This is a genomic window from Herbidospora cretacea (assembly GCF_001570605.1).
Lineage (GTDB): Bacteria > Actinomycetota > Actinomycetes > Streptosporangiales > Streptosporangiaceae > Herbidospora > Herbidospora cretacea.
In genome coordinates this window covers 1-14,172 of sequence record NZ_BBXG01000029.1, presented here as the reverse complement: position 1 = coordinate 14,172, position 14,172 = coordinate 1, and the positions used below count along the sequence as shown (strand labels likewise).

Here is a 14,172-nt window from a genome sequence, read left to right as displayed (position 1 = left end):
CACTTCGCGAAATGAGTAAAGGCGTACTCAAGCCCCCGGCAAGCGCCCCGCCGCACCATGAGCGCATGAGACACCTCGCGCTCCTCGGGGCGGCCGCTCTCGTGGCCGCCGCCGTCACCGTCCCCGCCTCTCCCGCGCTGGCGGCCGCGCCCCTGGCGGGCGCCGCGACCTGCGCCGACATCGATTTCGTTTTCCAGCCCGCGTCCGCCTTCCCTGACACGGCCCGGGGGCGCTACGACAACCACATGCAGGGGAGCCGGATCGAGAAGTCGGTCCTGTGCCTGGTCAACGCCGAGCGGACCAGCCGGGGACTGCAGCCGGTCAAGCGCTACATCGCCCTGCGCGGCACGACCGTCGCGCTCTCCAGCGCCGCCTCGAAGGAGGTCGCCGCCGCCGTCCGGATCCGCTGGTGGGGGACGGTCGCGCAGGTCGGGAACTGTACGCCGGACAAGTACAACCCGTCGCGCTGTGACGTCCACATCAACCCGGAGACCGGGACCGACCCGGCTGACAGGGCCAAGGCGGCCGGGTACTGCCGGCGCGGCTCCTCCTGGGCCGTCGGCGAGAACGCCTACCAGGGCTGGGGCCGGGCGTCGGTCACGCCCCGGGCCGCTGTCACGTGGTGGATGGGCAGCCAGCGCCACCGCGACACGATCCTCACGCCCGGCTACACCGAGATGTACGCGAAGGCGGCCCTCGGCAGCGCCGACCCGTCGGTGTCGGCCACCCCGGCCGCGACGTACGTGCAGATGTTCGGCCGGTGCACGAGCTAGGCGAACGCGCTGGGGGTCACGCCGTCCACATCAGTGAGAGTCAGGCGAAGGGATAATCGCGCAGCGCCTGCTGGAAGGCCCTCTCCGCGATCGGCACGTACTCCGAGTTCGTCGCGTTGGCCGACAGCGCGACCGTCACCGGGAGCGGGCCGGGGGCGGTGGGCAGCGCGAGGCGGGCCGCTCGGGGCAGCCCCCACAGCTCGTCGCCGTTGGCCACCAGGCAGGCGACCCCCAGACCGGCCTTCGCGGCGGCGCGCAGCCCGACGAGTTCGGGGCCCTCGTAGGCCACCCGCCACGGCACCTCTGACTCGTCGAGCGCGTCGACGATGCGGCGGCGCAGCGTGCACGGCTCGGTGAAGAGGGTCAGCGGCAGCGCGGCGCCCTCGCCGTGGGCGGGGCGGCCGAACCAGTCCATGCGCATCTCGCCCAGCTGGTGGGCGGGCGCGGTGACCGGCTCCGACTGGAGGAGCAGGGCCAGGTCGAGCTGGCCCGAGGCCACCTGGTTCTCCAGCGACTCGCTCAGTCCCGTCTGCACGCCGACCTGCACGTGGGGCAGGCCCCGGTTGAGCAGGCGGAGGATCTCCGGGAGCGCCTCGGCGAGCTGGTTGACCACCCCGATCGTCAGGCGGGCGGTGCCCGACGGCGGGACGAACCGGCCCACGGCCTCGTCGTTGAGGGCGACGATGCGGCGGGCGTACCCGAGAAGTTCCTCACCCTCGGTGCTGAGCTCCAGGACGCGGCCGGTCGAGGTGAAAATGGGCCCCTTGACGAGACCGCCGAGCTGACGGATCTGCTGGCTCACCGCCGGCTGGGTCACATGCAGCGCCTCGGCCGCCTTGCGGAACCCGCCGAGCTCGACCACGGTCACCAAAGCCCTCAGCCGATTGATTTGCAGATCGTGATACATGCCATTTCCCTTAATAAGGCAGATGGACGCCGGACGGCGTGCGCGTGTCGATCTCCCGGTTCGTTCCGGGCCGCGGCCTCACGGGGCGGCGGATTCGAATGCTTTTCACGCGGCCCAGCCTAGAAGCGCTTACATCCGGCCGTCTGTACGCCGTTTCACGTTCCCGACGTGAAAATCTCACACCCGTCTCGTGAATCGATGAGTGTCGGCGTGGGGGAGGTCGCGCGGAGAATCGAGCCATGGCCACTATCACTCACACCGAAGACTGGCGGTTCGCCGAACTGGTGATGCGGGCGTGGACCGAACCCGCCCTGGCGGCCCGCTACGAAGACGACCCGGCCGGCACCCTGGCCCAGTTCGGCATCGACCTCGACGCCGGCGACGCGCCCCCGCTGTCGGCGGGCGGTGACCCGCTGCGCATCGCCGACCTGACCCAGCCGTCGCTCCTGTCGGCGAAATGGACGTATTGCGGTTGACCTTTCTCACGGCTGAAACCACGAGATTCCTGCTTCATCACCGGCTGCCCGAGAGGCTTGCGCCCTGAGGTCTTACGTCGGCTCCACGGGCGTTTGACCTCTCCGCCAGCCCGGCGGCGAGGATGTTCCGGGCCGCGTTGACGTCCCGGTCGTGGGTGACACCGCAGTCGCACACCCAGGTACGGACCTTCAACGGCAAGGTCTCTCGGAGTGCTCCACAGTTCGAACACATCTTGGAGGAGGGAAACCATTGGCTCACGACGAGAAGTTCGCGCCCGTACCAGTGGGTCTTGTACTCCAACATGGCCCGGAGTTCGCGCCAAGAGGCATCCGAGATGGCTCGAGACAGTGTGCGATTTCTGAGCATGGACCGAACACTCAAGTCTTCGATCACGACCGTTTGGTTCTCACGGACGAGACGCGTGGAGAGCTTGTGCAGGAAATCCCGGCGACGGTCAGTCATCCGGGCATACGTCTTGGCGAGCGTAAGCCGGGCTTTTGCCCGATTACGCGATCCAATTTTCTTCCGGGTCAGCGTCCGATGAGCCCTCGTCAGCTTTCGCCGCATGGCCTGTGCGTGTCGAGGGTTCGCGATCTTCTCGCCCGTCGAGAGCGTGACCAGGTCGGTGATTCCCACATCGACGCCGACGGCGGTTCCGGCCGGATCGAGCGAGCGAATACGCTCTTCGACGAGGATCGACACGAACCAGCGGCCCGCCGTGTCCTGCGACACATGAACGGTGGAGGGCTGAGCGCCTTCCGGCAGTGGTCGCGACCAGACAATGGCGAGTGGCTTGCGCATCTTGGCGAGTTTCAGTTCACCGTTCAGCCACGTGAACGCCGAGCGTGTGTATTCCGCAGAGCGGCGGGACCGCTTCCTGGATTTGGCCACGGGATGCCTTGCACGTCCGGCGAAGAAATTCGCATAGGCCGTCTGGAGATGCCGCAGCGACTGCTCGTAACCGATCTTGCGCCCTTCGGCGTAGGCGCGGGTGCGTTCCTCAAGTGCTTTGTTGTAGACCAGGCGCACACAACCGAACGTACGGGAGAGTTCCTCCGCCTGCTCGGAAGTCGGATAGAAGCGGTACTTGTAAGCGCGCTTCACCGTCTGTGCCATGTTCTTCGTTTTATCGCGAAGTCGTTCGAACGCGCAGGGTTATCGGGAATATCGGCTTGCAGGGAGTCCGGATGAAAGTCGGGTTCAAGCGACACTGGCGGGCGGTGACCGTGCCCGGTGACGGGGTCTACCTGACCTCGGCGCGGGCCACGGTCGCGCTGCGCGGCGACCACATCGAGACGGTCGCCCCTCTCCTCGACGGCAGCCACGACCTGGCCGACCTGCACGAACAGACCGGGCTCGGCGCGGCCGACCTCGGCCGGCTGCTCGGGAGACTGTCCGAGGCCGACCTGGTGGCGCCGCAGCCCGACGTCGACGTGGCTCCCGAGGTGCGGGCCTACTGGGACCTGGCCGGGCTCGGTCTGCCCGACGGCGAGGTCGAGGTGGTCTCGCTCGGCGACTCCGCCCTGGTCGAACGGGCGTTGAAGGAACTGGGGCTGCGCACCGGCGGTGACGGGCCCGTGGTGGTCGTCTGCGACGACTATCTCGACCCCGCGCTGGCCTCGGTGAACGCCGCCCGTCTCGCCGACGGGCGGCCCTGGCTCCCGGTGGCCGTCGACGGGCCCGATCTGTGGATCGGGCCGGGGTTCCGGCCGGGGGAGTCGGCCTGCTGGGAGTGTCTCGCCACCCGGCTGAGGCTCCGGCGGCAGGCTCCGCTGACGCTCGCGCCGCCCGCCTCGCTGCCGCAGACGCGGTCGGTCGGGGCCCAGATCGCGGCCACGAGGATCGCGGGCTGGCTGGCCGGACGGCCGCTCGACACGCTGTGGACGTTCGACCCGCTCACCCTCGAAGCGGCGCACCACCCCGTGACGCGACGGCCGCAGTGCCCGGAGTGCGGGACACCGGACGTCCGGGGCGGGCCGGTGCGGATCACGTCCAGGCCCAAAGTGCAGGCCCACCGGTCGGCGGGACTCCAGGAGACGTGGGATCGGTACGTCCACCTGACCGACCCGGTCACCGGCGTCACCGACGAGATCCGCCGCGACCCGCGCGCGCCCGCCTTCCTCAACGCCTATCTGTCCGGCCGCAACCTGGCCCTGCCGGTCAGCGGCCTGCGGGCCAACAGCGGCGGCAAGGGCGGCACCCCGCTCGAAGCCCGGGTGGGCGCGCTGTGCGAGGCCGTCGAGCGCTACTGCGGCTCGCGCCTCGGCGAGGAACCCGTCGTCCACGACTCCTACCGGGGGCTCGGCGCGCAGGCCGTGCACCCCGACGCGGTGCTGCTCTTCGACCCGCGCCAGCGCGCGCCCTTCGACGAGACCCGCGCCACCGAATGGACCCCGCTCTACACCCTCGACGGCGAGAAGCGCTATCTGCCCACCGACCTGCTCTACTTCTCCGAGGGCGGGCAGGCCGACTCCAACGGCAACGCCGCCGGGAGCTCCGTCGAGGACGCCCTCCTCCAGGGCTTCTTCGAGCTGGTCGAACGGGACGCGGTCGGGATCTGGTGGTACAACCGGACGCGTCAGCCCGAGGTCGTCCTCGACGACCCGTGGACCGACCGGCTGCGCGACGACTACGCGACGCTCGGCCGTGACCTGTGGGTCCTCGACCTGACGACCGACCTGGGCATCCCGGCCATGGCCGCCGTGTCGACCAAGGACGGCCACGAGGTCATGCTCGGCTTCGGCGCCCACCTCGATCCGGAGACCGCCGCCCGCCGCGCGCTCACCGAGCTCGGCCAGCTCCTGCCCGCCGCCACCGACATCGACATGCGCCCATGGTGGGGCCGCGTCTCCACCCTGAGTCATCCCTGCCTGCTTCCCGACGGGGTGGCCGCGCCCGGTTCGTACACGGGCGACAACGACCTGAAAGCCGACGTCGACCTCATCCGGAAACACGATCCGCTCATCCTCGACCAGACCCGTCCCGACATCGGGGTGCCCGTGGTCAAGGTCGTCGTCCCGGGGCTGCGGCACTTCTGGCCGCGGTTCGCGCCGGGCCGGCTGTTCGACGTCCCGGTGAAGCTGGGGCGGCTCGACCGGCCGACCGCTTACGACGACCTGAATCCGGTCGCCCTGTTCATGTGAGAGTTCACGTGAGAGGAGCCGACATGCACGACACGCTCCCCCCGTTCCCGTTGTGGTCGTTCCGTGAGGACGTCTTCGTCGAGCCCGACCCGGACGAGGGCGTGGTCGTCGTGCACTCCCGCTGGGAGGACACCGTCTTCCCGATGCCCGCGCCGCCCGTCGTCGAGGCGCTGCGCCGGATGAGCCTGGGGCCGATCTCGCTCGGCAACGTCATCAGGTCGTCCGCCGACCGCCAGGCGCTGAAGGCGCTGCTCGACCGGCTGGCCCATCTGGTCGTGCGGTCGTTCGGCGTGGACCGGGAGCAGCCGCTGGTCTCCGTCGTGCCGCTCACCCCGCAGGCCGGCTTCCACCTGCCGGAGGGGCCCCTGGTCCATCCGGTGCGGCTGTCGCGCTTCGCCGTCCTCACCACCGACGGCACCAACTACCTGCTGGAGTCCCCGCTGTCGCAGCATCGGGTGATCCTGCACCGCGCCGACGCGATCGGCCATCTCGGCACGCTGATGCGCCCGACCGTCCCGGCCTCGGTCGGTCACGAGACCCGGTCGGTGATCGCCTTCCTGATGGCGGCCGGGATGGTCGTGCAGGCCGCGACCGGCGACCCGTTCCAGCGGATCGAGTTCGACGAGGACAACGACCCCGCGCTGACGACGTGGACGCCGATCGACCTGATGTTCCACACCCGCTCCACGCTGGGCCGCCACGACCAGGACTTCGGGGTGACCTATCCGCTCGGCGAGCACGGCAGCGTCGAGCCGGTGGTGAAGGAGACCGGCCCCGGCATCCCGCTGCCCCGGCCGTCGTGGCCCGACCTGGCCGGCGACCCGCCCTTCTCGGCCGTCGTCGAGGCCCACCGGCCGGCCCAGACCTTCGCCGCGCGGCCGATCACGGTCGAGGACCTGGGCACGCTGCTCTACCGGACCGCGCGGGTCCGCTCGCTGAGGGGCTCGCCGTCGACGGAGGCGACCACCACCACGAGCGACCGCCCCTCGCCGACCAGCGGCGACTGCCACGAACTGGAGCTCTACGCCGTCGTCGACCGGTGCGCCGGCCTGGAGCGGGGGGTCTACCACTACGACCCCTACGGCCACCGGCTGACCCCGCTCGACGGCGACCCGGACGAACTGCTCGTCTCGGCCAACCTCGCCTCCCGCCCGCCGGTGCTGCTGATGATCACCGCGCGGTTCCGGCGGCTGTCGTGGAAGTACAACGGCCTCGGCTACTCCCTCGTGCTCACCGACGCGGGCGCGCTGGTGCAGACGCTGTCGCTGGCCGGTACGGCCATGGGCCTGTCCGGCAGCCGGATCGACGGCCCCGACATCGACGCCGCGGCGCACGTGTTCGGGCTCGACTGGCGGACCGAGTCGAGCGTCTGCGGCTACGCCGTCGGCCACGCCGGGAGCGGCTTCGCCGAGGACGAGTATCCCGTCAACGACGCGGACTGGCCGATGCTCGCCGCCGCCCTTCTCGCATAAGCCGAAATTTCCCGGTAAGTGGAGACCCTGTGGTGTCGTTAGGAATGCGACCCGGGCTGATGGCGCGTGCCGTCATCGCCGCCGTGCTGTCCGCGTACACCTTCAACGCCCTGATCTTCGTCTGGGACGAGGGGCTGCGCGGCTGGCCGCTCGGCGCGTTCGTCGTCTGTCTGCTGACCGCGTTCGGGCTCCAGCTCGTCCACTCGACCCGGGACGTCCTGCTGTGGTCCTCGCGGCCGAAGGCGCTCACCCTGTCGGCCCAGGCCGTCGTCACGTTCGCGCCGTTCCTGTGGGCCGGGCCGCAGGCCGGGTCGTCCGCCGGGTTCCTGGCCGGTTCGATGCTGCTGGCCGTCGCGGGTCCGCTGCGCTGGGCCCTGTACGCCGCCGTCCCCGCCACCGTCCTGATCGCCCTGACGTGGAAGGGGATGGCCCCGCTCGACGTCGTCTACGGCACCTACTTCACCGCCCTGACCGGCCTGATGGTCTACGGCCTCAGCTCCCTGGCCTCGCTCGCGCTGACCGTGCACGCCGCCCGGGGCGAACTGGCCGCCCTCGCGGTCGCGCAGGAACGGCTGCGGGTGGCCCGGGACGTCCACGACCTGCTCGGCTACAACGTCTCGGCGCTCACGCTGAAGAGCGAGCTGGCCTACCGGCTGCTGCCCGGCTCGGCCGAGCGCGCCCGGCGGGAGCTGCGCGACGTGCTCACGCTGTCGAGCCAGGCGCTCGGCGACGTCCGGGTCGTCGCGGGCGGCAGCAGGCCGATGTCGCTGGCGGCCGAGGTGCGGTCGGCCGAGTCGATGCTGATCGCCGCGGACATGGCCGTCGAGATCAGCCTGTCGCCCTGCCCGCTGCCCGAGGAGGTCGACACGGTCCTGGCCATCGTGCTGCGCGAGGCGATCACCAACGTGCTGCGGCACAGCAAGGCGCGGCACTGCCGGGTCGAGACCGACCTGGCGGGCGAGCACATCGTGCTGCGGGTGGTCAACGACGGCGCCGACGCGCCGGCGCCGGTCCCCGACGCGGGGGTGGGCCTGGACAACCTGTCGGCCCGCGTCGAGGCGGCCGGCGGCACAAGCACCACCGTCCTGGACGGCGACCGCTTCACCTTCACCGCCGAGGTCCCCCTCGCCCCTCCCGCGCCGCCGCCGGTCGACGACCCGGTGACGCGGACGGTCGCCCAGATCACCGGCCAGCCGTGGCACCTGCGGGTGGCCCGCACGATCGCGATCGTCGTGCTGCTCGGCTACGGCCTGCTGATGGTGGTGAACGTGCTGGCCCAGAGCGTCGACTCGCTCGGCCTGCTGGAGTTCGCGCTCTGCGTGGCCGTTCTGGTGGGCGTGCAGATCGCGCTGATCCTGGGCTTCCTCCGGGGCGCGGCGCTGCCGGTCCAGGTGGTGGCGACGTATCTGCCGCTGCTGTGGATCGGCGCTCCGTGGGGCTCGATGGGCGGGTTCCTGGCCGGCACCACGTTGATCGTCCTGTCCGGAGCGTGGCGCTGGAGCTGCTACGCCGCCGTCGGCGTCAGCGTGGCCGCCCTGTCGGTGTTCCACGGCGACCCGGGGGAGTGGACCGCCTACCTCACCCTCTCGACCCTGCTGACCGGCCTGGTCGTGTACGGCATCAGCTCACTGTGCGGCCTCGTCGCCCAGGTCGACCAGGCCCGCGACGAACTGGCCCGGGGCGCGGTCACCCGGGAACGCCTGCGGGTGGCCCGCGAACTCCAGGACCTGCTCGGCCAGGACCTGGCCGCCATGACGGTCAAGAGCGAACGCGCCTACCGCCTGCTGCCCGGCTCGGCCGACCGCGCCCGGGCCGAACTCGCCGAGGTCCTGGACGTCGCCCGCCGCGCCGTCGGCGAGGTCAGGTCGGTGGCCAGCGGCTACCGCCACATGTCGTTCGCCGCCGAACTCGACACCGCCCGCGCGACCCTGGCGGCGGCCGGGGTCCGCGTCCACGCGAGCGCCGGGGAGGTCCCCGAGGAGGTCGACGCCGTGCTGGCGGTCGTGCTCCGCGAGGCCGTCACGAACGTCCTGCGGCACAGCGCCGCGACGTGCTGCGAGATCGTGGTGACCGCCGACGTGACTTTGACGGTCCGGAACGACGGCGTCCCCGCGCTGCCGCCCCCCGGAGAGCCCGGCACCGCCCTGGATGACCTGGCCGAACGCCTCAACTCCATCGGCGGTTCGTTGAAATGCGTACGAGATTCCGGCACGTTCCTGTTAAAGGTCGACATCCCATAATGACGCTCTGTCAAGAATGTCCGGCATTGCCTAATTCCGCCACGTCGGTACAAGATTCATTTTGACCTTGAAACCGGCCGGGGGAATGGCGTGCTCACGTTACGGATCCTCCTCGCCGAGGACGTTCGCATCGTCCGGGGCGCTCTGGCCGCCCTCCTGGAGATCGAACCCGACCTCACCGTGGTGGCCCAGGTCGGCAGCGGCGCGGACATCGTGCCGGCGGCCCTGGAGCACCGCCCCGACGTCGCCGTGATCGACGTCGACCTCCCCGTCATCGACGGACTGTCGGCCGCCGAGGAGCTCCACGCCAAACTCCCGTCGTGCCGGACCCTGATCCTGACGGGCCTGGGCCGCCCCGGCACGTTGCGGCGGGCCCTGTCGGTGTCGGTGTCGGGCTTCCTGCTGAAGGACACCCCGTCGGAGCGGCTGGCCCAGGCCGTACGGGAAGTGGCGGCCGGCCGCAGGATCATCGACCCGCAGCTGGCGCTGACCGCGTGGGACGTCGGCGAGATCCCCCTGTCCGGCCGGGAGATCCAGGTGCTGCGCCTGGCCGCCGGGGGAGCGGAGCCCCCCGAGATCGCCGCGCAAATGCACGTTTCGGTCGGGACGGTACGAAACTACCTGACCAAAATCGTCACCAAACTCAACGCGAGGAATCGCGTGGACGCGATACGCATAGCCACGGAAGCAGGCTGGATCTGAATCCATTCTCGCCACGGGGTGACAGGCGATGACATACAAACTTTTGCACGGCAATTTGGTGATTATCCGATCTCCCGCGCCAGGTCCCCGAGCCCGACGGTGACACCGTCAAGTTCCTGCCCGACACCCCCGCCCTGATCGAAGCGCTCCCCAGGCCCTCGGGGACCTCCCCCGCCCTGAACCGCCGAGGCATCTCCGCCCGCCCGGGCCGCCCCGCCACGATCACGGCCGGCGCCCTCGACACGACGGTGATCTGGCCCAAGCTGTTCCGGCGGCTGGCGCCCTACTTCGCGGCAGGCTTCCCGGACCTCGACCAGTTCGACTCGTGGCTCGGCGACGACGGCGACACGATCACGCTCGTCGACCCGGAGGACGCGGTCGTCGAAACGGTGACCTATAAGGCCGGCAAGGTCCGCAACGGCAGAACCATCGCCTTCGGCCGCGGTCAACCAGCGCTGCGGAACATCTCGTACCGCTCTTCGATCAGATTTCGATGAGGCCGATCCGCTCGGTGCCGCGGCAGCGAAATGGGCTGATCATGCATGTCCTGGAGGCCGTGCTTGAGCATCGGCCCATCGATCTCTTCAAGGATGTCCGAGCGGACCTCGATCACGAAGTCAGGCCGGATCCCCAGGATGTTCTGATCGAACGCCGCGTGATGGATCTTGCAGAGAGCGAGCCCGTTTGAGACCGCCGCGATGCCAAGGCTGTGGCGATCGGGGAGAATATGGGCCGCGTCCAGAAGCGATCGGTGCCGGAGACGGCACATCGCACAGCTCGTCTCATAGGCCTGAATGACACGCTGCCGGAAAACCGGCTGGTGCAGCCTCTGCTGGGTGACGCGTTCCGCATAGCGGCGTTCGAGCGGGCTGACGGGGCCCTCCACCGGCATCATCCGCTGGGCTTCCTCCAGCGCCACCGCTACCTGCTTCGCCGCTTCTTCGACCGCGGTGATCCATACCGGAAAGAACGGCAGATAGAGGCCGGCCTGCACACCGACGAACCACATGAGTGGCACGCCCTGAAGATGCGCCTGCCGCAGCCCCTCGTTGGTGTAGTGGCTCGGGTTCCCCTGGAACTTGTAGCGCAGTAAGCCGTCGTCTCCGACGGCGTCTTCGTAGGGTGCGCTACGACCGTCCGACCGGTAGGTCGTCAGGATCGAGAGTGCGGCGCTGAACCCCTGGGGCTTGCGGATGCCCAGTTGGTTGTCGACCAGCGGGAAGGTGCGTCCCTCGAACTGGAAACCGAGGAGTTCCGCTCGACTGACGACAGGATTCTCCGGCGTGGAGCGTCGGCGGAGCCATGCCATGGCGGCGCCTCTGACCCGGCTGTCTAGATCGTCGCCCAATGACATGATCACAGGCGGATTCTGCACCGTCGGACCGCGGTCTGTCTGGTGTTTGAACGCCTTTAGGAAAAACGAAAAACCCAGACCACTAAGTGATCTGGGTTTCGCTTGGTGCGCCGCCAGGGACTCGAACCCCGGACCCGCTGATTAAGAGTCAGCTGCTCTAACCAACTGAGCTAGCGGCGCCCGCGAGGAAAACTTTAGCAGCTCCCCCGCCCGAAACGCACATCGTTACCTCTCAGTGCCGCCACGCGCCGAGGGAGAACGGAACCGGCGCGGCCTTGAGGCCCGTGCCGTCGCCCCACTTGGTGATGTGGTATTCGATCGGGATGTGGCCGGCGCCGCCGTTGCCCTTCACGGCCAGGGTGGTCATGTCGAAGGAGCCGCCGGTCAGCTCGGCGAAGGTCTGCCCGTCGAGGTCGAGCATGACGCCCTTCGACGACGGTACGCCCGGTCCGCGGTCGCCGACGAAGAACGGCTTCTTCTGGCCCTTGTAGACCACGTAGCCCTCGGTCCCGAGGGGCCAGCTGGGGGAGGCGGCCATGCCCTTCTGCATCGGCTTGCCGCTGGCGGGCAGTCCGGTGTCGCCGGCCCGGCCGGAGGCGTCGTCCCAGAAGTAGGAGGCGGTGGTCGTGCCGGTGAACACGGCCGGCTTGACGAAGGAGGGCTCCTTCACGAGCGGCTTCTCCAGCGGCTTCACGATGGCGGCCGGCTTGGTGTGGATGCGGACGGGGTTCGCGTGCGGGGGGGCGGCCAGGGTGCTGGCGGCGCCGGTCGCGCCCAGGCCGGCGACGGCGATGCCGGCGGTGGCGAGGACGGTGGTCACGGTCGTTTTCTTCAGGATGCCGGTGATGGCGAACATGAAAAAGGGAGATCTTCCGTACGACGACAGGACGGCCACGCGTGTCAGCAGGGGTGGCGGTGTCCGGCGGGCCCTGGGGGCCGGCGACCGGACGTGATGGTCAAGCGCTCTGTTGTGGGATGGTCAGCACTTGGCAACGAAACCGACACTAGCCACCAAACCATGACATGGCAAACCTAAGACAGTAAAACATCTCAGAAAGGCATGAAACGCCCATAAATAAGGGGATTCCGTGGTCAAGCGCGCCGTTTGCTCTCCCGTGACCGGCTGGGTGCTGGACTTGGAAAAGGTAAGGAACTAGGGATCGGGAGCCCTGGATGGAAAGCCTGCTGCAGGGGGCCACACGGCTGTTCGCCGCACTCGGATACGACGCCACGACCTTGAAGCAGATCGCCGACTCGACCGGGATCGACCCGGCCGAGGAGGGTTTCGGGGGGTCCAAGCGGGACCTCTATCTCGCCGTCATCGAGCGGGCCGCCCGCATCGAGACCGAGGAGCTCGAAGGCGTCATCAACGAGATGATGACGGCCGACCAGATCTCGGTGGCGGACGCCGTGCACGAGATCGTCGACCGCTATATCGACTTCTGCGTCGCCCACCCGGAGTTCCCGGCGCTGTGGATCCACCGGTGGCTGTACGACGCGGCCGACCTCACCGGCCTGGAGCGGCAGTACTCCCAGCCCTTGATCACCATGACGACGTCCGTCCTGGAACAGGCCGCGGACGCCGGGTACATCGACGACACGGCCGACATGGAGTACTGCGTCTGGACGCTGATCTGGTGTGTGCACGGGTTCGTGCAGGGCGGCGTGCTCGACGAGGCCGGCGACCGGATGGGACCGGAGAACCCCGAGGTGCTGGCCCGGTTCCGGCAGCACCTCCACCGGCTGGCCGCACGCACTCTGAATCTTTCATAGGCGTCCTGCGACATCTCGTTGAAAACGGAAACATCCTGTACACCTCGGCGAAACGAACTCATGTTGGGAGCGCTCCCAATCGAGTACGCCGAGGAGAAGAGAAAGCTATGGGACCCCGATTGAGTTCCTGGCGCAGAGCGCTGATGGTGGCGGCCGCGATGCTGCTCGCCGTCACCGGGCTCGCCGTCATGCAGGCGCCTGCCGGCGCCGCCGTGGCCTGCCAGGTCACTTACGCCAAACAGTGGGACAACGGCAGCGGTTTCGGCGCCAACATCACGATCAACAACCTCGGCGACGCGGTGAACCCGTGGCGGCTCACGTACACGTGGCCGGGGAGCCAGACGGTTCAGCAGGGCTGGAACGGCACCTGGACGCAGTCGGGCCAGAACGTGACCGTGGTCGCGCCCTCCTGGGCGGGCAGCCTGGGCACCGGCCAGTCGGTGCAGATCGGCTTCAACGGCCAGGTCAGCGGCACCAACACCAACCCGACCTCGTTCTCGCTGAACGGGACCGTCTGCAACGGCGGCCCGAGCCCGTCGCCTTCGCCCAGCCCGTCGCAGCAGGCCCTCGTGGTCTCGCCGACCAGCGTGAGCGTCCCCGAGGGCGGCACCGCCACCTACTCGGTGCGGCTCCAGTCGCAGCCCAGCTCCAACGTGACCGTGACCACGACCGCCGGTTCGGGTGACACCAACCTGACCGCGACGTCCGGCACCAGCCTCACCTTCACCAGCAGCAACTGGAACACTCCGCAGAACGTCACCCTCGCCGCCGCGCAGGACAGCGACACGACCAACGGCTCGCGCACCTTCACGGTCGCCTCCAGCGGTCTGACCAGCGTCAACGTCACCGCGACCGAGGCCGACGACGACGTGACGCAGACCCAGGCGCTGGTCGTCTCCTCGACCGCCGTGACCGTCCCCGAGGGCGGCACCGCCACCTACACGGTGCGCCTCCAGGCCGCGCCCAGCGGCAACGTGACCGTGACCAACACGGCCGGCTCCGGTGACACCAACATCACCGTCTCCTCGGGCGCCAGCCTGACCTTCACCACGTCGAACTGGCAGACCCCGCAGACCGTCACCCTGGCCGCCGCGCAGGACAGCGACCAGACCAACGGCACCCGGCCGATCACCGTCGCCTCCTCCGGCCTGACCAGCGTCACCGTCACCGCCACCGAGGGCGACGACGACATCGTCAACCCGGGCCGAGTCGACAACCCCTACGCGGGTGCCACCGGCTATGTGAACCCCGACTGGTCGGCCAGCGCGGCCTCCGAGCCTGGTGGTTCCGCGGTGGCCAACACCTCCACGGCCATCTGGCTGGACCGGATC

Annotated in this window: 13 protein-coding genes and 1 tRNA gene; 9 read left to right on the top strand and 5 right to left on the bottom strand. The window is 69.3% G+C overall.

Annotated elements, in window-relative coordinates; translation table 11 throughout:
• Positions 1-65: 65 nt before the first annotated feature.
• The gene (locus tag AW270_RS35495; protein ID WP_061300529.1) at positions 66-773 is read left to right on the top strand and encodes a CAP domain-containing protein; all 708 of its coding nucleotides are present in this window, start codon (positions 66-68) and stop codon (positions 771-773) included.
• A gap of 40 nt (positions 774-813) precedes the next feature.
• Here the strand turns inward: AW270_RS35495 and AW270_RS35490 are convergent, their stop codons facing one another.
• Complete coding sequence (locus AW270_RS35490) at positions 814-1,680, bottom strand: LysR substrate-binding domain-containing protein (RefSeq protein WP_061300528.1); 867 nt, start codon at positions 1,678-1,680, stop codon at positions 814-816.
• 239 nt (positions 1,681-1,919) lie between these two features.
• On the opposite strand from AW270_RS35490, the gene AW270_RS35485 reads away from it, so the two are divergent.
• A complete protein-coding gene (locus AW270_RS35485; RefSeq protein ID WP_061300527.1) occupies positions 1,920-2,156 on the top strand; it encodes a hypothetical protein in 237 nt (78 codons plus the stop codon).
• A gap of 37 nt (positions 2,157-2,193) precedes the next feature.
• Here the strand turns inward: AW270_RS35485 and AW270_RS35480 are convergent, their stop codons facing one another.
• On the bottom strand, positions 2,194-3,273 hold the full coding sequence (locus tag AW270_RS35480; protein ID WP_061300526.1) for an RNA-guided endonuclease InsQ/TnpB family protein: 1,080 nt from the start codon (positions 3,271-3,273) through the stop codon (positions 2,194-2,196).
• A 71-nt stretch (positions 3,274-3,344) separates the two neighbouring features.
• Here AW270_RS35480 and AW270_RS35475 point away from each other — a divergent pair, with 71 nt between their 5' ends.
• The 5 genes from AW270_RS35475 to AW270_RS35455 all read left to right on the top strand — a co-directional run bounded on the left by AW270_RS35475 (position 3,345) and on the right by AW270_RS35455 (position 10,211).
• Complete coding sequence (locus tag AW270_RS35475) at positions 3,345-5,300, top strand: TOMM precursor leader peptide-binding protein (RefSeq protein ID WP_061300525.1); 1,956 nt, start codon at positions 3,345-3,347, stop codon at positions 5,298-5,300.
• A gap of 23 nt (positions 5,301-5,323) precedes the next feature.
• Complete coding sequence (locus AW270_RS35470; RefSeq protein ID WP_061300524.1) at positions 5,324-6,772, top strand: SagB family peptide dehydrogenase; 1,449 nt, start codon at positions 5,324-5,326, stop codon at positions 6,770-6,772.
• Positions 6,773-6,831: 59 nt separating this feature from the next.
• Positions 6,832-9,012, top strand: coding sequence for a sensor histidine kinase (locus AW270_RS35465; RefSeq protein ID WP_061300523.1), 2,181 nt, complete (start codon positions 6,832-6,834; stop codon positions 9,010-9,012).
• A 90-nt stretch (positions 9,013-9,102) separates the two neighbouring features.
• Entirely contained in the window at positions 9,103-9,714 is a 612-nt protein-coding gene (locus tag AW270_RS35460) for a response regulator transcription factor (RefSeq protein ID WP_061300522.1), read from the top strand.
• A gap of 248 nt (positions 9,715-9,962) precedes the next feature.
• Complete coding sequence (locus AW270_RS35455; protein ID WP_061300521.1) at positions 9,963-10,211, top strand: hypothetical protein; 249 nt, start codon at positions 9,963-9,965, stop codon at positions 10,209-10,211.
• Here the strand turns inward: AW270_RS35455 and AW270_RS35450 are convergent.
• The 3 genes from AW270_RS35450 to AW270_RS37145 all read right to left on the bottom strand — a co-directional run bounded on the left by AW270_RS35450 (position 10,160) and on the right by AW270_RS37145 (position 11,888).
• Complete coding sequence (locus AW270_RS35450) at positions 10,160-11,068, bottom strand: HNH endonuclease (RefSeq protein ID WP_061300596.1); 909 nt, start codon at positions 11,066-11,068, stop codon at positions 10,160-10,162. The two genes, AW270_RS35455 and AW270_RS35450, sit on opposite strands and share 52 nt — an antisense overlap.
• A gap of 103 nt (positions 11,069-11,171) precedes the next feature.
• Positions 11,172-11,248: transfer RNA gene (locus AW270_RS35445), tRNA-Lys, on the bottom strand.
• A gap of 52 nt (positions 11,249-11,300) precedes the next feature.
• On the bottom strand, positions 11,301-11,888 hold the full coding sequence (locus tag AW270_RS37145; RefSeq protein ID WP_245675017.1) for a hypothetical protein: 588 nt from the start codon (positions 11,886-11,888) through the stop codon (positions 11,301-11,303).
• Between the two features lie 353 nt (positions 11,889-12,241).
• Between AW270_RS37145 and AW270_RS35435 the strand changes: the two genes are divergently transcribed.
• Complete coding sequence (locus AW270_RS35435) at positions 12,242-12,841, top strand: TetR/AcrR family transcriptional regulator (protein WP_061300519.1); 600 nt, start codon at positions 12,242-12,244, stop codon at positions 12,839-12,841.
• A 107-nt stretch (positions 12,842-12,948) separates the two neighbouring features.
• A partial coding sequence (locus AW270_RS41965) for a cellulose binding domain-containing protein (RefSeq protein WP_174549918.1) occupies positions 12,949-14,172 on the top strand: 1,224 nt, incomplete at its 3' end.